Here is a 20,109-nt window from a genome sequence, read left to right on the forward strand (position 1 = left end):
GGGCGGGTCGGGCGCGCCCACGCGGCGTTCGTGGCGTCGACATCCAGGTGGGGACAATGATGGGATGGGTGGCGTGCCCACGAGCGCCGGAGGCCCCGATCTGAGCGAGGAATGATGAGCGCGAAACAGTCGGTGACCGCGGATCCGTCCGCGACCGAGCACGAGGCGCTGTTCGTCGAGTTGGCGGAGGCGCTGCGACGGGTGCGCGGTGGTGACTTCAAGGTGCGGCTGCCCCGGCGGGCGGGCGCGGCCGGTGAGGTGGCCGACGCCTTCAACGACGTGGTGGCGCTCCAGGAACGGCAGTATCTCGACCTACGCCGGATCAGCCGGATCGTCGGCCGGGACGGCCGGCTGACCGAACGCCTCGACGAGGAGGGTTTCGACGGGTCCTGGGCGGAGGGACAGCGGGCGATCAACTCGCTGATCGACGACCTGGGTCGCCCCACCACCGAGATCGCCCGGGTGATCGTGGCGGTGGCCGACGGCGACCTCTCCCAGCACATGGCGCTGGAGATCGACGGCCGCCCGCTGCGCGGCGAGTACCTGCGCATCGGCCGCACGGTCAACACGATGGTGGACCAGCTCTCGTCCTTCTCGAACGAGGTGACCCGGGTGGCCCGTGAGGTGGGTACCGAGGGCAAGCTCGGCGGCCAGGCCGACGTCCGCGGCGTCGCCGGCACCTGGAAGGACCTCACCGACTCGGTGAACACCATGGCCTCGAACCTGACCGGCCAGGTGCGGTCGATCTCCCAGGTGGCCACGGCGGTGGCCAAGGGCGACCTGAGCCAGAAGATCACCGTGGGCGCCCGTGGCGAGGTCGCCGAGTTGGCCGACACCATGAACTACCTGACCGACACGCTGCGGCTCTTCGCCGAGCAGGTGACCCGGGTGGCCCGTGAGGTGGGTACCGAGGGCAAGCTCGGCGGGCAGGCCGAGGTGCCGAACGTCGCCGGCACCTGGAAGGACCTCACCGACAGCGTCAACTCGATGGCGTCGAACCTGACCGCCCAGGTGCGCAACATCGCCCAGGTCTCCACGGCGGTGGCCCGGGGCGACCTGTCGCAGAAGATCACCGTGGCGGCGCAGGGCGAGATCCTGGAGCTGAAGGACACCGTCAACACGATGGTGGACCAGTTGTCGTCGTTCGCCGACGAGGTGACCCGGGTGGCCCGTGAGGTGGGCATCGAGGGCAAGCTCGGTGGTCAGGCCCAGGTGCGCGGCGTCTCCGGCACCTGGCGCGACCTCACGGAGAACGTCAACCAGCTCGCCGGCAACCTGACCAGCCAGGTGCGCAACATCTCCCAGGTCTCCACGGCGGTCGCGAAGGGTGACCTGAGCCAGAAGATCACCGTGGACGCGCAGGGCGAGATCCTGGAGCTGAAGAACACCGTCAACACGATGGTGGACCAGCTCTCGTCGTTCGCCGACGAGGTGACCCGGGTGGCCCGTGAGGTGGGCACGGAGGGCAAGCTGGGTGGTCAGGCGCAGGTCAAGGGCGTCTCGGGTACGTGGCGGGACCTGACGGACAACGTGAACTCGATGGCGTCGAACCTGACGTCGCAGGTGCGCAACATCGCGTCGGTGACCACGGCGGTGGCCAAGGGTGACCTGTCGCAGAAGATCACGGTGGACGCCCGGGGTGAGATCCTGGAGCTGAAGTCCACGGTGAACACGATGGTGGACCAGTTGTCGTCGTTCGCCGACGAGGTGACCCGGGTGGCCCGTGAGGTGGGCACGGAGGGCAAGCTCGGTGGCCAGGCCCAGGTGCGCGGCGTCGCCGGCACCTGGCGGGACCTGACCGACAACGTGAACTCGATGGCGTCGAACCTGACCGCCCAGGTGCGCAACATCGCGCAGGTCTCCACCGCCGTGGCCAAGGGTGACCTGTCGCAGAAGATCACGGTGGACGCCCGGGGTGAGATCCTGGAGCTGAAGTCCACGGTGAACACGATGGTGGACCAGCTCTCGTCGTTCGCCGACGAGGTGACCCGGGTGGCCCGTGAGGTGGGTACCGAGGGCAAGCTGGGTGGTCAGGCGCAGGTCAAGGGCGTCTCGGGTACGTGGCGGGACCTGACGGACAACGTGAACTCGATGGCGTCGAACCTGACGTCGCAGGTGCGCAACATCGCGTCGGTGACCACGGCGGTGGCCAAGGGTGACCTGTCGCAGAAGATCACTGTCGACGCGCAGGGTGAGATCCTGGAGCTGAAGTCCACGGTGAACACGATGGTGGACCAGTTGTCGTCGTTCGCCGACGAGGTGACCCGGGTGGCCCGTGAGGTGGGCACGGAGGGCAAGCTCGGTGGCCAGGCCCAGGTCAAGGGGGTCTCCGGCACCTGGCGCGACCTCACCGAGAACGTCAACCAACTCGCCTCGACGCTGACCACGCAGTTGCGGGCCATCGCCCAGGTGTCGACCGCGGTGACCCGTGGTGACCTGACGCAGCGGATCGCCGTCAAGGCGCAGGGCGAGGTCGCCGAGCTGAAGGACAACATCAACCAGATGATCGTCACCCTTCGGGAGACGACCAAGAAGAACGCCGAGCAGGGTTGGCTCGATTCCAACCTGGCTCGCATCGGTGGCCTGCTCCAGGGGCAGCGCGACCTCGGCGAGGTCTGCCGCATGATCATGATGGAGGTCACTCCGCTGGTGGACGCGCAGCTCGGCGCGTTCTTCCTGGCGGACACCTCTGACGGCTCGATGCGGCTGCGGCTCACCGCCTCGTACGGGTACGTGGCCCGGGGGCACGACGTCACCTTCGGCCCGGGGGAGGGGCTGGTCGGTCAGGCTGCCCTCTCCCGCCGGACGATCCGGGTCAACGCGCTGCCCGACGGGCGGCTCGTCCTGCGCTCCGGGCTGGCCGAGACGCCTCCCGCAGACCTGGTGGTGCTCCCGGTTCTCTTCGAGGGCGAGCTGCTGGGCGTGATCGAGTTCGCCAGCGTGGCCCGCTTCTCCGAGCTGCACCTGGCGTTCCTGGAGCGGCTGGTGCTGACCATCGGGGTGGCGGTCAACACCATCCAGGCCAACCGGCGTACGGAGGAGCTGCTGGCGCAGTCGCAGCGACTGGCGCTGGAGTTGCAGGACCAGTCGGCCGAGTTGCAGCGCACCAACGCCGAGCTGGAGGACAAGGCCAAGCTGCTGAGCGAGCAGAAGGGCAACATCGAGACGAAGAACCGGGAAATCGAGCTGGCCCGGCTCGGCCTGGAGGAGAAGGCGCAGCAGCTCACCCGGGCCTCGGCGTACAAGTCGGAGTTCCTGGCGAACATGAGCCACGAGCTGCGTACGCCCTTGAACTCGCTGCTCCTGCTGGCCCGGCTGCTGGCGGAGAACTCCGAGCAGAACCTCACCCGCAAGCAGATCGAGTTCGCCCGCACCATCCACAGCGCCGGTTCCGACCTGCTCTCGCTGATCGACGACATCCTGGACCTGTCGAAGATCGAGGCCGGCCGGATGGACGTCGAGCCGACCGAGATCCGGTTCGACGAGATCCGCGGCTACGTCGAGCAGGCGTTCGCCCCGCAGGCCGAGGAGAAGGGCCTGGAGTTCCAGGTACGGCTGGCCAAGGAGCTGCCTCCGGCCCTGGTCACCGACGCCCAGCGGTTGCAGCAGATCCTGCGTAACCTGCTCTCCAACGCGGTCAAGTTCACCGACAACGGCGCGGTGACGCTGCGGATCGGGCTGGCGCCGGAGAACGCGGTCTTCGACGTGCCGGCGCTGACCAACGCCCGGCAGGTGATCGCGTTCACCGTGATCGACACCGGCATCGGCATCTCGGACGACAAGCTGGGGCTGATCTTCGAGGCGTTCCAGCAGGCCGACGGCACCACCAGCCGCCGGTACGGCGGGACGGGGCTGGGGCTGTCGATCAGCCGGGACCTGGCCCGGCTGCTGGGTGGCACGATCGCCGTGACCTCGGCACCCGGGCAGGGTTCGACGTTCACCCTGTTCGTACCCGATGTGTTGGCCCCGGACGCGGTGGTCGCGCCGCAGAGCCCGTCGCCGCAGCGCGCGGGGCTGCCCTCGTCGTTGCTGATGCCGCCGATGGAGCTGCTGCCCCGGCCGCCGGCGGCCCCGGCGACCCGGCAGCTCGACGGGGCCACGGTGCTGATCGTCGACGACGACGTGCGGAACGTCTTCGCGCTGACCTCCGCATTGGAACTGCACGGCATGACCGTGCTGTACTCGGACAACGGGGCGGACGGTGTCCGCCTGCTGGCCGAGCATCCGGAGGTGGACATCGTGTTGATGGACGCGATGATGCCGGACCAGGACGGGTACGAGACCACCCGGCAGATCCGCCGCAACCACCGGTTCGCGGACCTGCCCATCGTCTTCCTGACCGCGAAGGCGATGCCGGGCGACCGCGAGTCGGCGCTCGCGGCCGGTGGCAGTGACTACATCACCAAGCCGGTCGACCTGGACCAGCTGATCGAGCGGATGGCCGCCTGGATCAGCGGCAGCCGAGGCGAGGAGAATTCGTGACGCAGACGGCCAAGGCGCTGCTGGTCGACGATCGTCGGGAGAACCTGATGGCGCTGGAGGCGATTCTCCAGGGTCTTCCGGTGCAGTCGGTCGCTGTGGAGAGCGGCGAGGCCGCGCTGAAGCAGTTGCTGGTGGACGACTTCGCGGTGATCCTGCTGGACGCCCAGATGCCGGACATGGACGGCTTCGAGACGGCCAGCCACATCAAGCGGCGGGAGCGGACCCGGCATGTGCCGATCATCTTCCTGACCGCCGCCGACAAGGACGCGCAGCTCGCGCTGCGCGGGTACGCGGTGGGCGCGGTGGACTACCTGACCAAGCCGTTCGATCCGTGGGTGCTGCGGGCCAAGGTCTCGGTCTTCGTGGAGCTGTGGGTGAAGACCCGGCAGCTCGCCGCGCAGTCAGACGTGGTGCGGGAGCGGGACGCGCAGTGGCGGACGCTGACCGACGCGGTGGACGAGGCGACCATGTTGTTGCGTGCCGACGACAGCCTGGAGGCCCGCGACCGGGCAGTCGACCTCCTCGAACAGGCCCGCTGGGGCACCACCCCCTGAACCGCCCCGACCTGCGCGACACGCTGCTGATCATGAAGTTGGCGGTGCGGGATGTTCGTTCCCGTGCCGCCTACCTCATGATCAGCCCTGCCTCGACCGCTGCGGGTCGGGTGGGTGTGGTCAGGGGGCGGTTTCGTTGCGGATCATCAGGGCGGAGCGGAGGCCGGTGATGTCCAGGACGCGCAGCAGGAAGTCGCCGACGTTGCTGAGCACCAGCAGGGTCTGCGCGTGGCTGGCCTTGCGGCTGAGCACGACGAGAGTGCCCAGGCCCTGAGAGTCGCAGAAGGTGACCCCGCCCAGGTCCAGCACGATGCGCGGCGGGGGATCGGTCAGTATCTCGTTCACGACGGCCGACAGTTGACCGGCGGTGAGCATGTCGATCTCACCGGTGAGGCGAAGCAACGCTTCATCGCCCGTCCGGTGTACCGTGATGGACAGTTCGGCACGATCCACCCGGTCAGCCTATCGCGATCTCGACGGCCCGGCCCGGTGAGCGTGGTTCGCCCCGACAGTGGGGCGCACCGGGGTGAGTCCGGTAACCCACAACAGGGGTGCCTGCCGATTCCCGGTGCCGCGCTGTAACAATGGCCGCATCGTGACCGCTACCTTCTCCGCCGGATCCGGCCGTTACCCGGCCGCCGCACCGGCCTCCGAGGCCCTGTTCGACCGCGCCACGGCTCTCGTGCCCGGCGGGGTCAACTCCCCCGTGCGCGCCTTCCGTGCCGTCGGCGGCACACCGCGCTTCATGGTCCGGGGCGAGGGCCCCTGGCTGTACGACGCCGACGGCCGCCGCTACGTCGACCTGGTCTGCTCCTGGGGACCGCTGATCCTCGGCCACGCCCATCCGGCGGTGGTCGAGGCGGTGCAGGTGGCCGCCACTCGGGGCACCAGCTTCGGCGCTCCGACGCCGGGCGAGGTCGAGTTGGCCGCCGAGATCGTCGCGCGTACCCCGGTCGAGCAGGTCCGCCTGGTCAACTCGGGCACCGAGGCGACCATGTCGGCGATCCGGCTGGCCCGCGGCTTCACCGGCCGTTCCAAGATCGTCAAGTTCTCCGGCTGCTACCACGGCCACTCCGACGGGCTGCTCGCCGCCGCCGGCTCGGGCGTGGCCACCCTCGGCCTGCCCGACTCGCCCGGCGTCACCGGAGCGGCGGCCGGCGACACCATCGTGCTGCCGTACAACGACATCGACGCGGTGGAGCAGGTCTTCGCGGCCGAGGGTGCGCAGATCGCCGCGGTGATCACCGAGGCCGCCGCCGGCAACATGGGCGTCGTCGCCCCGCGCGACGGCTTCAACCAGCGGCTCGCCGGCATCGCGCACGCGCACGGCGCGCTGCTCATCGTCGACGAGGTGATGACCGGGTTCCGGGTCTCCCGCGCCGGCTGGCACGGACTGGACCCGTCCGAGGCCGACCTCTGGACGTACGGGAAGGTCATGGGGGGCGGCCTGCCCGCCGCGGCGTTCGGCGGGCGCGCCGAGGTGATGGGGCGGCTCGCCCCGGCCGGCCCGGTCTACCAGGCCGGCACCCTCTCCGGTAACCCGCTCGCCTGCGCCGCCGGCCTGGCCACCCTGCGGCTCGCGGACGACGCGCTCTACCGCCGGCTCGACGAGACGGCCGCCGTCGTCGGCAGGCTCGCCGCCGACGCGCTGGCCGCCGCCGGGGTCCCGCACCGGCTGTCGTACGCGGGCAACATGTTCTCGATCTTCTTCACCGACGCCGACGTGGTCGACTACGACAGCGCCCGCACCCAGCAGGTACCCGCGTTCAGGGCGTTCTTCCACGCGATGCTCGCCGCCGGTGTCTACCTGCCGCCGAGCGCGTTCGAGTCGTGGTTCGTGTCGGCGGCGATCGACGACGCCGCGTGTGAGCAGATCGCCGCCGCGCTGCCGGCGGCGGCGAACGCGGCGGCCGCAGCGGGCAACGGGGGGTAGGCGGTGAGCGCGAGGAGTGAGCCGGGTTTGCGAGCCCCGCAGTCGCGAACGAGGGGGACGCAGCGGTGAGCGCGAGGAGTGAGCCGGGTTTGCGAGCCCCGCAGTCGCGAACGAAGGGGTCGCAGCGGTGAGCAGGACGGTGGTGCACGTGCTCCGGCACGGCGAGGTGCACAACCCGGAGGGCATCCTGTACGGCCGGCTGCCGGGTTTCCGCCTCTCGGAGTTGGGCGTGCAGATGGCCAAGGCCGCCGCGCAGGCGCTCGCCGAGCGGGAGGTCGTCCACGTGGTGGCCAGCCCGCTGGAACGCGCCCAGCAGACCGCCGAGCCGATCGCCGCCCAGTTCGGGCTGCCGGTCGGGGTCGACGAGCGGCTGATCGAGAGCGCCAACTGGTTCGAGGGCAAGAAGGTCTCGCCGGGTGACGGCTCGTTCCGTGACCCGCGCAACTGGTGGGTGCTGCGCGACCCGGTGACCCCCAGTTGGGGTGAGGCGTACCGGGCCATCGCGGAACGCATGTTCGCCGCCCTGCACGCCGCCCGGGTCGCCGCCGAGGGGCGGGAGGCCGTCCTCGTCTCGCACCAGCTGCCCATCTGGACGCTGCGCCGGTACGTCGAACGCAAGCGGCTCTGGCACGACCCGCGCCGCCGCCAGTGCGGGCTGGCCAGCCTCACCTCGTTCCACTTCGACGGCGCGAAGGTGGCCGGCATCGGCTACAGCGAGCCGGCCGCCCACCTGATCGCCATCTCGCCGACAGCCAGGACGGCCAAGGGGGCCTGATGCTCGCCCGGAGGACGCTCGCCGCAACGCTCGCCGCCGTCACCGCCACGGTGGCGCTGGTCGCCTGCTCCTCCGACGACAGCGGGGAGAGCCGCTGCGCCAACAACGGGGGAATCATCGAGTGCGCCCCGGACCAGCGTTCCGCCGCCCCGAAGATCGTCGGTGACCTGCTCACCGGCGGCCGGTACGACATCTCCCAGGCGCGCGGCCAGGTGGTGGTGCTGAACTTCTGGGGCTCCTGGTGCGCGCCGTGCCGCGCCGAGGCCGACGACCTGGAGGCCACGTACCAGGCCACCAAGGCCGCCGGGGTGACCTTCCTCGGCATCAACGTGCAGGACAGCAAGGACAAGGCGCTCGCCTTCGAGGAGGGCCGGGTCAGCTACCCGAGCCTCTTCGACCCGGGGAGCCGGCTGGCGCTCGCCCTGGACATCCCGCCGAACGCCGTCCCGGCCACCGTCGTACTGGACCGGGAGGGCCGGATCACCACGGTGATCCGGGCCGCCGTCAAGCAGGACGGACTCCAGCCGATCGTCGAGCGGATCGCGGCCGAGCAGCCGGCGTCTGGTTCACGCTGATGGGCGACACCTTCCGCGAGCTGGCCCAGTCCGGCCCGCTGCTGCTGGCCGTCGGCGCGGCGGCGCTCGCCGGGCTGGTCAGCTTCCTGTCCCCGTGCGTGTTGCCGCTGATGCCCGGCTACCTGTCGTACGTGACCGGGCTGGCCGGCGCGGACCTGGAGGGCCGGGCCCGCCCCGCCGGCCCGCCGGCTGCCGCCATCCCGGCGGAGCCGGCTGGGGCCGGCCCGGCGGGCCGGGCGGACGACACCGCCCCGGCCGGAGGCGGGGTGACCGTGGCGACCCGGGCCGAGGCCCGGCCGGCGGTCGTGGTCAAGGGGCGGGTGCTCGCCGGGACGCTGCTGTTCATCGCCGGGTTCACCTTCGTCTTCACCGCCACCGCGATCCTCTTCGCCGGTTTCGGCCGGATCTTCTTCGACTACGAGCGGGCCTTCCAGGTCGTCGTCGGCGCGCTGGTCGTCGTGCTCGGCCTCGGTTACCTCGGCGCGGTGCCCGGTCTGCAGCGGGAGTTCCGGATCAACCGGCTCCCGGCGGCCGGGCTGCTCGGCGCCCCCGTGCTCGGCGCGGTCTTCGCGCTGAGTTGGATGCCGTGCACCGGCCCGACGCTCGGCGCGGTGCTCGGCATGGCCGCCACCGGCGGGCAGACCGACCGGGCGGTGGTGCTGGCCGTGGCGTACTGCCTCGGGCTGGGGGTACCGTTCGTCGCCTTCGGGCTGGGCTTCCAGCGTCTGCTCGGGGTCTTCCGGGCGGTCCGGCGCAACAGCCGCTGGGTCACCCGGATCGGCGGCGCCCTGCTGGTCCTGATCGGCCTCGCGCTGATCACCGGCGGTTGGCAGAACGTCGTGATCTGGTTGCAGACCACCGTGGGCGTGGGCGAGGTGAGCATCTGATGACGACCGTGGACGACCGGCCGGCCGCGCCCGCCGGTGCGCCCCGGCGGCGGCCCCACCCGGTGCTGGGCCTGCTGCGTAACTCCTGGCGGCAGCTCACCAGCATGCGCACCGCGCTGGTGCTGCTCTTCCTGCTCGCCGTCGCCGCGATCCCCGGCTCGGTGCTGCCGCAGCGCGGGGTGAACCCGGAACAGGTCGACCGGTACTTCCGGGACCATCCGGACCTGGCCCCGCAGCTGGACCGCATCGGCGGGTTCGAGGTCTTCGGTTCGGTCTGGTTCTCCGCGATCTACCTGCTGCTGTTCACCTCGCTGGTGGGCTGCATCCTGCCTCGGATGCGGGACCATCTGCGTGCCCTGCGGTCCCGCCCACCGGTGGCCCCGAAGCGGTTGGAGCGGCTGCCCCAGCACGCGGTGCTGGAGGCCCCGGCGGCCACCGACCCGGCGGCGATCGCCGCGGTGCTGCGCCGCCGCCGCTGGCGGGTCGAGGTACGCGGCAACGAGGTCTCCGCCGAGAAGGGGTACCTCAAGGAGACCGGCAACCTGCTCTTCCACACCTCGCTGGTCGCCGTCCTGCTCGGGGTGGCGCTCGGCTCCTGGTACGGCTGGCACGGCAACCGGCTGCTGGTGGCCGGCGAGGAGTTCTGCAACACCCGCCAGCAGTACGCCGAGGCGTCGCTCGGCCCCCGGGTGGACAGCAACGACCTGCCCCGCTTCTGCCTGACCCTGGACGACTTCGACGCCCGGTTCTTCCCGTCCGGGCAGCCGGAGAGCTACCGGGCCACGGTGACCGTGGACGAGCTGACCGGGTCCACCCGACCGGCGGCCTTCTCGGTCAACTCGCCGTTGCGGCTTGGCTCGGCCAACGTCTACCTGCTCGGCCACGGGTACGCCCCGATCCTGAAGTACACCGACCGGTACGGCCGGAGCCAGACCAGCGCGGTGCCGTTCCTGACCACCGGGGACGCGAACCTCACCAGCGAGGGCGTGGCCGCCTTCCCGGACGCCAACGTCGACCCGGCGACCGGGAAGCGGGACTCCACCCAGCAGGTCGCCTTCGAGGGGCTGTACCTGCCGACCGCGCCGGAGGCCCCGCCGTTCGTGTCGTCGCGGTTCCCCACCGAGCGGAACCCGGCGGTGGTGCTGGTGGCGTACCGGGGGAACCTGGGCCTGGACGCCGGCATCCCCGGCTCGATCTATCAGCTCGACCAGCGGCAGGTCAGCAACGGCAAGCTCAGGCAGATCGGCGACAAGAAGCTGGGCGTCGGCGAGAAGTGGACCCTGGACGACGGCAGCACGCTGGAGTTCCTGGGCACGAAGCCGTACATCACGCTCTCGGTACGGCACGACCCGGGACAGACGCTGATGCTGGGGGCGTGCGTGGTGCTGCTCGCCGGGCTGATGGCCTCGCTGTTCGCCCGGCGTCGCCGGGTCTGGTTCCGGGTGGTCCCGGCCGACCCCGGGAGTGGATCTCCGACGAGCGGTAGTAGTTTGGTGCGGGCCGGTGGGTTGTCACGCACCGAGCATCCGGGGTTCGCCGACGAGTTCGCGCAGCTCGTCGCCGCCGTACGGGGCGACGGACGGACGCGAGAGGGAGTCGAGTGATGGCCGAGCTGTCCGACCAACTGGTGACGTTCGCGATCCTGGCGTACCTGGTCGCGATGATCAGTCATGCCGTCGAGTACGCGCTCGGCAACACCCGTGCCGTGCCGGCGGCACCGGCCCGCGAGCTGGTCGGCGCCGGGGTCGGCGCGGTCGGCGGCGTCGTCAAGGCGCCCGCCGCTCCCGTTGCCGCCGCGACCCCGCCGGGCCGTTCGGCGCGGCAGGCCAGGCTCGCCGGTCTGGCCGCCGTCGGGCTCACCGTGCTCGCCGCCGCGCTGCACCTGGGCGCGCTGGTCACCCGGGGCATCGCCGCCGAGCGGATGCCCTGGGGCAACATGTACGAGTACGTGCTGACGGTCACCTGGATCGGGACCGCCGCCTGGCTGGCGGTGCTGGTGAAGCGCCCGTCGCTGCGCCGGCTCGGGCTCTTCCTCACCCTGGTCATGGTGCTGCTGCTGGCCTTCGCGGAGCTGAAGCTCTACGTCGAGGTGGTGCCGCTGATGCCGGCGCTCCAGTCGTACTGGTTCATCATCCACGTCTCGACGATCGTCGTCGCCTCCGGCATCTTCCTGCTGGGTGTCGTCCCGGCGGTGGCGTTCCTCATGCGCAACGGTTACGAGCAGGGCCGGCGCAGCTTCCCGTACACGCTGGCCCGCCGGCTGCCGGCGGCGGCCGGACTGGAACGGCTGACCTTCGCGCTGCACGCCTTCTCGTTTCCGCTGTTCACGTTCGCGGTGATCGCCGGCGCGATCTGGGCGGAGGCGGCGTGGGGCCGGGCCTGGGGTTGGGACCCGAAGGAGACCTGGGCGTTCATCTCCTGGGTGGTGTACGCCGGCTACCTGCACGCCCGGGCGACCCCGAGCGTGAAGCGCAACGTGGCGACCTGGATCGCCGTGCTCGGCTTCCTGACCATGCTGATGAACCTGTTCGGGGTGAACTTCTTCTTCACCGGCCTGCACTCGTACGCCGGGGTGGAGTGACCTGAGCGGTGCCCGGTGGCGCGAGTCCACCCGCCGCGCGGTCGGCCTGATGGCCGAGTCCCCGGAACTGCTCAAGGGGTTCCTCACCGTCAACGGCGTCTTCGAGGACTGCGCCCTCGACCCGGTCGAGCGGGAGGTCGTCGTGCTGACGGTCGCCACCCGCAACGAGTGCCACCTCTGCGTGGCCATGCACACCGCCACGCTGACCCGGCACGGCGCCACGCCCGGCCTGATCGAGGCGCTCCGCGCCGGGACGCCGCTGCCCGACGCCCGGCTGGAGGCGCTGCGGCGTTTCACCCTCGCCGTACTCGACCACCGGGGCGCGGTGCCGGAGGAGGGGACCCACGCCTTCCTGGCGGCTGGCTACCAGCCCCGGCACGCCCTGGACGTGGTGCTCGGCGTCGGGACGTACACCATCTCCACCTTCGCCAACCGGCTCACCGGCGCTCCGCTCGACCCGCCCCTGGCCGCGTACGCCGGGGAGCCCGCCGGCTGACCGCCGCCGGTCGTCTGCTCAGCGCTCCGCGGCGACCCGGTCGAGCCACTCGCCCACCAGCGCGTCGAAGAGAACGGGCTGCTCGATCTGAAGGTTGTGGCCGGCGACGTCGAGTACCGCGAACGTCGCTCGCGGGTAGTGCGGCAGCAGCGCGAACTGCTCGAGATAGCCCGTCGCGTGGTCCTGCCGCCCGGTGAGGATCAGGGTCGGCCGGGCGAACGGCGCGCCGCCCTCCGGATCCTCGCTGAGCGCCCACCGCTGCCGGATGCGCGCCATCGCCACGGTGTCCGCGACATCCAGGCCGACCAGGATCTCGTCCCGGAACCGGCGCAACGTCTCCGGGGTCTGCACGACGGCGATGTTCGCGAACTCGTCGGCGGTCCGGGCGTCGGTCGAGGCGAGCAGGTCGGGGTCGGAGCGCAGCACCTGCCGCGGTGGCACGCTGCGTTCCGCGTAATCCAGGACCGTGCCGATGGGGCAGATGAGCGCCAGGCCGAGCACCTGCCCGGGCCGGGACCGGGCGAGGGCGCGGGCGAGGTAACCGCCGTAGGACTCACCGACGAGCAGGAACGGCACGTCGCCGAGGGTGTCGTCCACGAAGTCCTGTACGGCGTCGAGGACATCGTCCGAGCCGGCGATCTCCGGCGGGGCCGCCGACGCGCCCATGCCGGGCAGATCCGGATAGAGACGCCGGTACCCGGGACGCCCGGCGAACACCGGTTCGAGGCAGCCGAGCATCAGCCGGTGGTCGGGCGTTCAGCCGTGCAGCGCCAGCACCGGGGTGCCGGCACCCCGCTCGACAACGTTCAACGCTACGGACGTGCGGCGCGGCATCGTGACTCACCTTCACTCTCCTGTGACAGCCCCACGATGCTGCCCCCGGGCACCGACACGTCCGCCCCGCCCGGCGGCCGATGTGCTCGAACGCACATCGCCGGCGACATCACCCGACCCGGCCGGGGCGGTCGGGGTGCCGGTGCGGGAGACTTGCTGCCATGGCGGCTCGTGGCTTCCCGTACACCGATCTCAAGGACTTCCTCGCGGCCCTGGAACGCGCCGGCGAACTGCGGCGGGTGAGCGTCCCGGTCGACCCCACCCTGGAGATCAGCGAGGTGGTCACCCGGACCGTCCGGGCCGGCGGTCCGGCGCTGCTCTTCGAGCGGCCCACCCGGGGCGAGATGCCGGTGGCGATCAACCTGTTCGCCACCGAGAAGCGGATGGCGATGGCGCTCGGCGTCGAGTCGCTGGACGAGATCGGCACCCGGATCGGTGCGCTGGTCAAGCCGGAACTGCCGGTCGGCTGGTCCGGCATCCGTGAGGGCCTCGGCAAGGTCATGCAGCTCAAGTCCGTCCCGCCGCGCAAGGTCAAGACCGCACCCTGCCAGCAGGTCGTCTACTCCGGTGACGACGTCGACCTGAACCGGCTGCCCGGCCTGCAGGTCTGGCCGGGCGACGGCGGGATCTTCCACAACTACGGGCTGACCCACACCAAGCACCCGGAGACCGGCAAGCGCAACCTCGGCCTCTACCGCCTCCAGCAGCACAGCCGCAACACCCTCGGCATGCACTGGCAGATCCACAAGGACTCCACCGCCCACCACGCCGTCGCCGAGCGGCTCGGCCAGCGGCTCCCGGTCGCCATCGCGATCGGCTGCGACCCGGTGGTCTCGTACGCCGCCTCCGCCCCGCTCCCCGGCGACATCGACGAGTACCTGTTCGCCGGGTTCCTGCGCGGCGAACGGGTGGAGATGGTCGACTGCCTGACCGTGCCGTTGCAGGTTCCGGCGCACGCCCAGATCGTGCTGGAGGGGTACATCGAGCCCGGCGAGCGGCTGCCCGAGGGGCCGTTCGGCGACCACACCGGCTTCTACACCCCGGTCGAGCCGTTCCCGGTCCTGCACGTCGAGACGATGACCACGCAGCGCCACCCGGTCTACCACTCGATCGTCACCTCCAAGCCGCCGCAGGAGGACCACGGCCTCGGCAAGGCCACCGAGCGGATCTTCCAGCCGCTGCTCAAGCTGCTGATCCCGGACATCGTCGACTACGACCTGCCCGCCGCCGGGGTCTTCCACAACTGCGCGATCGTCTCCATCCGCAAGCGCTACCCCAAGCACGCCCAGAAGGTCATGAACGCGATCTGGGGGGCGCACCTGATGTCGCTGACCAAGCTGATCGTGGTCGTCGACGAGGACTGCGACGTGCACGACTACCACGAGGTCGCGTTCCGCGCCTTCGGCAACGTCGACTACGCCCGCGACCTGCTGCTCACCGAGGGCCCGGTGGACCACCTCGACCACTCGTCGTACCAGCAGTTCTGGGGCGGCAAGGCGGGCGTCGACGCCACCCGCAAACTGCCCGCCGAGGGCTACACCCGGGGCTGGCCGGAGGAGATGAGCATGTCGCCGGAGGTCGTCTCCCTGGTCGACAAGCGCTGGAAGGAGTACGGGCTCTGATGACCGTCACGCAGGCCCCTGCGGATCGCCCGGGACGGGTCAGGTCCTTCCTCAAGCTCGTCGCCATCGAGCACTCGGTCTTCGCGCTGCCGTTCGCGTACCTGTCCGCGCTGACCGCGATGCGAATGGACGGCGGGCGGGTGCGCTGGGTCGACCTGTTGCTGATCACCGTGGCGATGGTCGGCGCGCGGACGTTCGCGATGGCCGCCAACCGGATCCTCGACCGCCGGATCGACGCGCGGAACCCGCGTACCGCCGGGCGGGAACTGGTCACCGGGGCGGTGAGCGTGCGGACGGCCTGGACCGGCGCGGGTGTCGCCCTGGTGGTGTTCCTCGCCGCCGCCGCCCTGCTCAACCCGCTCTGCCTCGCGCTCGCGCCGCTGGCCGTGGTGCCGCTGGTCGTCTACCCGTACGGCAAGCGGTTCACCAACTGGCCGCACGCCATCCTGGCGCTCGCCCAGGCGGTCGGGCCGGTCGGCGCCTGGCTCGCGGTCACCGGCACCTTCGCCGGCTCCGGGCCGGCGTGGCTGCTCGGCGCGGCGGTCGGGCTGTGGATCGGCGGCTTCGACCTGATCTACGCCTGCCAGGACGCCGAGGTCGACCGGGAGATCGGCGTGCACAGCGTCCCCGCCCGGTACGGCAAGCGCTTCGCGCTGCATGCCTCGACCGTCGCACACGTGGTGACCTTCTCGCTCTTCGTCTGGTTCGGGGCGCTGGTCGGGTTCGGCTGGCTCTGGTGGATCGGGCTGGCCGCGACGGCCGTAGCCTTCGGCTACCAGCATCTGGTGGTCAGCCCGACCGACCTGAGCAAGGTCAACCGGGCGTTCTTCACCGCCAACGGCTTCGTCGGCATCGCCCTGTTCGTTGTCGCCCTGTTCGACCTGGTCGTCCGCCTCGGCCTGCGCCCCTGACCCGCGGGTCCCCGGGCCCGCCGCCTGACGCGCGGCCCACCCGCCCGCAGGCCGGCAGGGTCAGGTCACCGGAGCGGGGTAGCGGGCGCTCTCCACCGTCCAGTCGACCGTGCCGCGGACGGCGTTCGCGACCCCGTCGAGGTGGGCGGCGACCGCCGGGTCCCAGGTCGGGCCGAACGACGGCACCGAGGCGCGCAGCGCGACGAAGCGGGTCATCTCCTCCCGCCACCGTTGCGCCACCAGCTCCACCGCCGTCTCGACCGGCATCCCGCGTTCGGCGGCCAGCGCCAGCACCAGGTTGTGCCCGCCCGAGGTGACCCGGTCCCGCTGCAGCGAGGCGATGTCGTTGTACCAGGAGAGCAGGTCGTTTCCGACCGTGCCGATGCGACGCAGCAGTGGGTGGTGGTACACCGCGTCGGGCATCGGACGGCCGGTCGCGAACTCCACCAGCGGGTACGAGACGTACGCCGCCGAGGTGGCCCGGCGCAGCTCCACGTACTCGGTCACCGAGGGCGGCCGGCCCGCCGCCTTGGCCACCGCCTCCCGCCACGTCCCGTCGAGGTGGTGGGCGACCGCGTTCACGAAACGGGACCGCCAGCGGGCCGGCATCCGGCGGCGCGGCCGGCGCCACGCCTCGACCAGTAGCCGGCGCAGCGGCCCGTCGAAGCCGGGGTGCCGCCGCCGTGGCCCGTCCCGCAGCAGGGCGGTCGCGCCCTCCCGCAGCGCCCGGATCCGCTCCGGGGCCAACCCGTCCGGCCCGTCGCAGGCGTCGTCGACCAGGAAGAACCAGGTGAAGATCATGGCCAGGGTACGCAGGTCCGGCTCGGCGGCGTCCGGGTAGAGGCGGCACGCGTAGCGGGCGAACTCCGTCTGGCCCAGCCGTCGGCGGCCGGCCGCGTCCGGCGGCAGACCCAGTCGGGGCAACCGGTCCAGCAGCCACTCCTGGACCGGTTGCGCGTGCGGGGAGAGCCGGGGCGGGATCGGGCAGCCGCGCCGGAGTGATCTGAGGACCTCTTCGACCATGCCCGGGCCCCTCCGTACGGCGTGGGTCGCCGACGGCAGCATGCCATTCCGGTACCGATCCCACCCGCCGGCCGGACAATAGGGACGAACGGTGGCACGGGGGCGGCGAGCGATCCGCCCCGCCGACCAGGCAGGCTGGGGGGATGCGCGAACCATGGGTGGTCGGGGTCTCCGGCGCGTCCGGCACCCCGTACGCGGCGGCCGTCGTCAACGGGCTGCTCGACGCCGGTGAGCCGGTGGACCTGATCGTCTCCCGGGCCGCCCGGCTGACCGTGCTCGACGAGACGGGCCGGCCGTTCCGCGACGGGCACTGGGCCGAGGATCTCGCCTCCTGGCTGGGCCGGAGCCTCACCGACGCGGACGTGCGGCACTGGCCGGCCGGCGACATCGCCGCCGGCCCGAGCAGCGGCTCCTACCGGGTACGGGGGATGGCGGTGGTGCCGGCGAGCACTGCGGCCTGCGCGGGCATCGCCATCGGGCTCTCCAAGGACCTGTTGCAGCGGGCCGCCGAGGTCAACCTCAAGGAGCGCCGGCCGGTCGTGCTGGTGCCCCGGGAGACCCCGGTCACCCGCAGCCACCTGGAGCATCTGCTCGCACTGCACGACGCCGGCGCGGTGGTCCTCCCGGCCAGTCCCGGTTTCTACGGCGCCGGGGCCGCCGCCACCGCCCAACAGTTGATCGACTTCGTGGCCGGCAAGGTGCTGGACGCGCTCGGGGTGCCGCACACCCTCTTCCAGCGCTGGTCCGGACGGCTCAACGCGGACCGGTCCTGAACACCCGTCGGCGTACCCCGGGCCTCGACGGACGCGGACCGAACCCTCCGGCCGGCCCGCGTATCCGTGTCGCGCCCGTCAGTACATCCCGGCGTTGGCCGGTCCCGGGCCGGTCGAGGCGGCGGGGCCCACGTTGCGTGGTTTGCCCATCTCATCCGCCTCGTCCAACATGCCCTCCCCTTCCAGCAGAGCCCGCACCTCGGATTCCCGAAACCGGCGATGCCCGCCTGGAGTCCGGATGCTGCCTATCCGGCCGGCCGCCGCCCAACGCGTCACAGTTTTCGGGTCCACCCGAAACAGCGCGGCGACCTCACCCGGTGTCAGCAGGCGATCTCCAGTGTCCACAGCCCCCTCCTCGCGTCGACGAAGCCCCCGGCTGAACACACTGCCCCCGGCCGGTGCGAGCCCAGAGCCGTCATGAGGGACGTATGGCAATTACAGCACCAGCGACCTGGCGTGTCCGCCAAACGCGAAAAACGCACTGAGTGGGAAGTTAGTAAATGATACCGGCGCGCCGCTCCTTCGACCGATGGTCTGCGAACTGTGACGGTCTGTCATGTCCAACGGACTCCGGCCGTCGGCCGTTACGCCCGAGCGGCTAGGGTCACACTCCGTGGATGCCATCGACCGGAGCCTCGTCGAGCTGCTGCGCGGCAACGCCCGCCTGTCGTACGCCGAACTCGCCCGACAGGTCGGCCTGTCGGCGCCGGCCGTGCACGAACGGGTCGGCAAGCTCGAATCCGGTGGCGTCATCCGCGCGTACCGGGCCGAGGTCGAGCCGGAGTCGATCGGGCTGGGGGTGACCGCGCTGATCGGCATCGTCGAGGACTCCACCGCCGACACCGACGACGTGCTCGAGGCGTTCCGGCAGATGCCCGAGATCGAGTCCTGTTACTTCATGGCCGGTGTCGAGTCGTTCCTGCTCAAGGCCCGGGTCGGCACCATCGCCGAGCTGGAGCAGCTGATCGTGCGCCTCAACCGCACCCCCGGCGTCGCCTCCACCCGCACCGGCATCGCGCTGTCGACGAAGTGGGAGAACCGTCCCCAGCCCCTCGATCCCCCCACCGCGTGACCTCGCTTGTACCGTTGCCGGCGTGACTCATCTCGACCGGTGCGACGAGGCCAGCCGGACGTGGGTGACCGAGGCGATCGCCGCGGTCGAGGCGGACGCCAACCGCTCCGCCGACACCCACCTGCTGCCCTTCCCGCTGCCCCGGGAGTGGGGGATCGACCTCTACCTCAAGGACGAGTCGGTGCACCCCACCGGCTCCCTCAAGCACCGGCTGGCCCGCTCGCTCTTCCTCTACGGGCTCTGCAACGGCTGGATCGGCCCGGAGACGACGATCATCGAGGCGTCCTCCGGCTCGACGGCGGTCTCCGAGGCGTACTTCGCCCGGATGCTCGGCCTGCCGTTCGTCGCGGTGATGCCGGCGTCCACGTCCCCGGAGAAGATCGCCCAGATCGAGTTCCAGGGCGGGCGCTGCCACCTCGTGACGGACCCGGCCAAGGTGGTCGTCGAGGCGCGCTGGCTCGCCGAGGACAGCGGCGGGCACTTCATGGACCAGTTCACCTACGCCGAACGGGCCACCGACTGGCGGGGCAACAACAACATCGCCGAGTCGATCTACGCGCAGCTCGCCCTGGAACGGCACCCGATCCCGGCGTGGGTGGTGGTGGGCGCGGGTACCGGCGGCACCAGCGCCACCATCGGCCGGTACGCCCGCTACCGGCGGCTGCCCACCAAGCTCTGCGTGGTCGACCCGGAGAACTCGGCGTTCTACCCGGCCTGGCAGGCCGCCGACTGGTCGGTGCGGACCGGTCGCGGCTCGCGCATCGAGGGGATCGGCCGGCCGACGGTCGAGGCGTCCTTCCTGCCCTCGGTGGTGGACCGGATGACCCAGGTCCCCGACGCCGCCTCGCTGGCCGCCATGCGGGCCGGCTCGGCCGTCCTCGGCCGTCGCGTCGGCGGTTCCACCGGCACCAACCTGTGGGGCGCGTTCGGCCTGATCGCCGAGATGCTCGCCGCCGGGTGTACCGGCTCGGTGGTCACCCTGATCTGCGACGCCGGTGACCGCTACGCCGACACCTACTACGACGACGGATGGGTAACCGGGCAGGGCCTGGACCTCGCCCCGCACCTGGCCACCGTGGAACGCTTCCTCGCCGGTGGCGCCTGGCCGGCCTGACCTCCGACCCGGCCGCCGCCGGGCGGGGTTCAGCCGGCGTCGGCCCGCTCGGCCAGGCCCGGGTAGTGGGTCACGAAACCGTCGTCGTCCAACGTCAGCTCGGCCCGGAAGGTGCCGCTGGCGAACCCCACCCGGTCCAACCCGAGCGCGGTGTAGACCTGCTCGGCGGGAACCACCGTCAGGCTCGGCACCAGCACCCACGCCACGGTGATCCGGTGCGCCGTGCTGGACGCCGCCCCGGCGAGACCGAGTCGGCGGATCGGGAGCGTGTTGAACAGCGGCGACCCACTCAGGTCGACGTCGAGTGCCTCGTACAACCGGCCGGGATCGTCGGTGCCGGGCAGGCCGGCCGGCGGATGCCCGGAGGCCCGCAGCGCCGCGCCCAGGTCACCCTCCTCGCCGGTGGTCACCCGCCAGCCGTCCCCGCCGCGGTCCAGTCGTACCCGCCGGTGCCAGCCCGCCCCCTCGGCCTCCACC

General features: G+C 71.5%; 19 protein-coding genes. 14 read left to right on the forward strand and 5 right to left on the reverse strand.

The features are described 5' to 3' along the window. The first annotated feature begins 111 nt into the window (after nt 1–111). Together E1165_RS21180 and E1165_RS21185 are read left to right on the forward strand one after the other, a co-directional pair. Entirely contained in the window at nt 112–4,482 is a 4,371-nt protein-coding gene (locus tag E1165_RS21180) for a HAMP domain-containing protein (protein WP_132393532.1), read from the forward strand. Continuing rightward, entirely contained in the window at nt 4,479–5,036 is a 558-nt protein-coding gene (locus tag E1165_RS21185; RefSeq protein ID WP_132393533.1) for a two-component system response regulator, read from the forward strand. The genes E1165_RS21180 and E1165_RS21185 overlap by 4 nt, the downstream gene beginning before the upstream one ends. 120 nt (nt 5,037–5,156) lie before the next feature. Here E1165_RS21185 and E1165_RS21190 read toward each other — a convergent pair whose 3' ends face one another. Next, on the reverse strand, nt 5,157–5,489 hold the full coding sequence (locus tag E1165_RS21190) for an STAS domain-containing protein (protein ID WP_132393534.1): 333 nt from the start codon (nt 5,487–5,489) through the stop codon (nt 5,157–5,159). A gap of 142 nt (nt 5,490–5,631) precedes the next feature. Here E1165_RS21190 and hemL point away from each other — a divergent pair, with 142 nt between their 5' ends. The 7 genes from hemL (at nt 5,632) to E1165_RS21225 (ending at nt 12,283) form a co-directional block, all read left to right on the forward strand. Continuing rightward, nucleotides 5,632–6,969: a glutamate-1-semialdehyde 2,1-aminomutase gene (hemL, locus tag E1165_RS21195; protein ID WP_132393535.1), complete on the forward strand. Its 1,338-nt coding sequence runs from the start codon at nt 5,632–5,634 to the stop codon at nt 6,967–6,969. Between the two features lie 127 nt (nt 6,970–7,096). Then, nucleotides 7,097–7,744 carry a histidine phosphatase family protein gene (locus E1165_RS21200; RefSeq protein ID WP_132393536.1) on the forward strand — a complete coding sequence of 216 codons (648 nt, stop codon included), beginning with the start codon at nt 7,097–7,099 and terminating at the stop codon, nt 7,742–7,744. Continuing rightward, complete coding sequence (locus E1165_RS21205; protein WP_132393537.1) at nt 7,744–8,319, forward strand: TlpA disulfide reductase family protein; 576 nt, start codon at nt 7,744–7,746, stop codon at nt 8,317–8,319. Before E1165_RS21200 ends, E1165_RS21205 begins: the two co-directional genes overlap by 1 nt. After that, on the forward strand, nt 8,319–9,206 hold the full coding sequence (locus tag E1165_RS21210) for a cytochrome c biogenesis CcdA family protein (RefSeq protein WP_132393538.1): 888 nt from the start codon (nt 8,319–8,321) through the stop codon (nt 9,204–9,206). Before E1165_RS21205 ends, E1165_RS21210 begins: the two co-directional genes overlap by 1 nt. Then, nucleotides 9,206–10,810 carry a cytochrome c biogenesis protein ResB gene (locus tag E1165_RS21215; RefSeq protein ID WP_132393539.1) on the forward strand — a complete coding sequence of 535 codons (1,605 nt, stop codon included), beginning with the start codon at nt 9,206–9,208 and terminating at the stop codon, nt 10,808–10,810. The genes E1165_RS21210 and E1165_RS21215 overlap by 1 nt, the downstream gene beginning before the upstream one ends. Next, nucleotides 10,810–11,787 carry a c-type cytochrome biogenesis protein CcsB gene (gene ccsB / locus E1165_RS21220; protein WP_132393540.1) on the forward strand — a complete coding sequence of 326 codons (978 nt, stop codon included), beginning with the start codon at nt 10,810–10,812 and terminating at the stop codon, nt 11,785–11,787. The genes E1165_RS21215 and ccsB overlap by 1 nt, the downstream gene beginning before the upstream one ends. Nucleotides 11,788–11,836: 49 nt before the next feature. Further along, the gene (locus E1165_RS21225; RefSeq protein WP_132393541.1) at nt 11,837–12,283 is read left to right on the forward strand and encodes a carboxymuconolactone decarboxylase family protein; all 447 of its coding nucleotides are present in this window, start codon (nt 11,837–11,839) and stop codon (nt 12,281–12,283) included. A gap of 18 nt (nt 12,284–12,301) precedes the next feature. Here E1165_RS21225 and E1165_RS21230 read toward each other — a convergent pair whose 3' ends face one another. After that, nucleotides 12,302–13,021 (reverse strand): alpha/beta fold hydrolase, encoded by a 720-nt coding sequence (locus E1165_RS21230; RefSeq protein WP_207916989.1) that lies wholly within the window; start codon nt 13,019–13,021, stop codon nt 12,302–12,304. A gap of 257 nt (nt 13,022–13,278) precedes the next feature. On the opposite strand from E1165_RS21230, the gene E1165_RS21235 reads away from it, so the two are divergent. Then, nucleotides 13,279–14,739, forward strand: coding sequence for a menaquinone biosynthesis decarboxylase (locus E1165_RS21235; RefSeq protein ID WP_132393542.1), 1,461 nt, complete (start codon nt 13,279–13,281; stop codon nt 14,737–14,739). Then, nucleotides 14,739–15,650 carry a menaquinone biosynthesis prenyltransferase MqnP gene (gene mqnP, locus E1165_RS21240; RefSeq protein WP_132393543.1) on the forward strand — a complete coding sequence of 304 codons (912 nt, stop codon included), beginning with the start codon at nt 14,739–14,741 and terminating at the stop codon, nt 15,648–15,650. Before E1165_RS21235 ends, mqnP begins: the two co-directional genes overlap by 1 nt. A 60-nt stretch (nt 15,651–15,710) precedes the next feature. On the opposite strand, the gene E1165_RS21245 is transcribed toward mqnP, so the two are convergent. Next, entirely contained in the window at nt 15,711–16,673 is a 963-nt protein-coding gene (locus tag E1165_RS21245; RefSeq protein WP_132393544.1) for a terpene synthase, read from the reverse strand. Nucleotides 16,674–16,816: 143 nt separating this feature from the next. Here E1165_RS21245 and E1165_RS21250 point away from each other — a divergent pair, with 143 nt between their 5' ends. Further along, nucleotides 16,817–17,446, forward strand: coding sequence for a UbiX family flavin prenyltransferase (locus E1165_RS21250; RefSeq protein ID WP_132393545.1), 630 nt, complete (start codon nt 16,817–16,819; stop codon nt 17,444–17,446). 78 nt (nt 17,447–17,524) lie between these two features. Here the strand turns inward: E1165_RS21250 and E1165_RS21255 are convergent, their stop codons facing one another. After that, nucleotides 17,525–17,791, reverse strand: coding sequence for a BldC family transcriptional regulator (locus E1165_RS21255; RefSeq protein ID WP_132393546.1), 267 nt, complete (start codon nt 17,789–17,791; stop codon nt 17,525–17,527). Nucleotides 17,792–18,059: 268 nt separating this feature from the next. Here E1165_RS21255 and E1165_RS21260 point away from each other — a divergent pair, with 268 nt between their 5' ends. Then, nucleotides 18,060–18,518, forward strand: coding sequence for an Lrp/AsnC family transcriptional regulator (locus E1165_RS21260; protein WP_132393547.1), 459 nt, complete (start codon nt 18,060–18,062; stop codon nt 18,516–18,518). A 22-nt stretch (nt 18,519–18,540) separates the two neighbouring features. Further along, the gene (locus E1165_RS21265) at nt 18,541–19,632 is read left to right on the forward strand and encodes a PLP-dependent cysteine synthase family protein (protein WP_132393548.1); all 1,092 of its coding nucleotides are present in this window, start codon (nt 18,541–18,543) and stop codon (nt 19,630–19,632) included. A gap of 29 nt (nt 19,633–19,661) precedes the next feature. Here E1165_RS21265 and E1165_RS21270 read toward each other — a convergent pair. Continuing rightward, the coding region (locus E1165_RS21270) for a putative glycolipid-binding domain-containing protein (RefSeq protein ID WP_132393549.1) at nt 19,662–20,109 on the reverse strand (448 nt) is incomplete at its 5' end.

The organism is Micromonospora sp. KC723, from assembly GCF_004348595.1.
Classification (GTDB): Bacteria; Actinomycetota; Actinomycetes; order Mycobacteriales; family Micromonosporaceae; genus Micromonospora.

What these genes read in the sequence shown, in the direction of transcription:
- E1165_RS21180 (WP_132393532.1), top strand. Translation starts at nt 112, where the DNA reads ATGATGAGCGCGAAACAGTCGGTGACCGCGGATCCGTCCGCGACCGAG.
- E1165_RS21205 (WP_132393537.1), top strand. Translation starts at nt 7,744, where the DNA reads ATGCTCGCCCGGAGGACGCTCGCCGCAACGCTCGCCGCCGTCACCGCC.
- E1165_RS21210 (WP_132393538.1), top strand. Translation starts at nt 8,319, where the DNA reads ATGGGCGACACCTTCCGCGAGCTGGCCCAGTCCGGCCCGCTGCTGCTG.
- E1165_RS21215 (WP_132393539.1), top strand. Translation starts at nt 9,206, where the DNA reads ATGACGACCGTGGACGACCGGCCGGCCGCGCCCGCCGGTGCGCCCCGG.
- ccsB (WP_132393540.1), top strand. Translation starts at nt 10,810, where the DNA reads ATGGCCGAGCTGTCCGACCAACTGGTGACGTTCGCGATCCTGGCGTAC.
- E1165_RS21225 (WP_132393541.1), top strand. Translation starts at nt 11,837, where the DNA reads ATGGCCGAGTCCCCGGAACTGCTCAAGGGGTTCCTCACCGTCAACGGC.
- E1165_RS21230 (WP_207916989.1), bottom strand. Translation starts at nt 13,021, where the DNA reads ATGCTCGGCTGCCTCGAACCGGTGTTCGCCGGGCGTCCCGGGTACCGG.
- E1165_RS21235 (WP_132393542.1), top strand. Translation starts at nt 13,279, where the DNA reads ATGGCGGCTCGTGGCTTCCCGTACACCGATCTCAAGGACTTCCTCGCG.
- mqnP (WP_132393543.1), top strand. Translation starts at nt 14,739, where the DNA reads ATGACCGTCACGCAGGCCCCTGCGGATCGCCCGGGACGGGTCAGGTCC.
- E1165_RS21245 (WP_132393544.1), bottom strand. Translation starts at nt 16,673, where the DNA reads ATGGTCGAAGAGGTCCTCAGATCACTCCGGCGCGGCTGCCCGATCCCG.
- E1165_RS21250 (WP_132393545.1), top strand. Translation starts at nt 16,817, where the DNA reads ATGCGCGAACCATGGGTGGTCGGGGTCTCCGGCGCGTCCGGCACCCCG.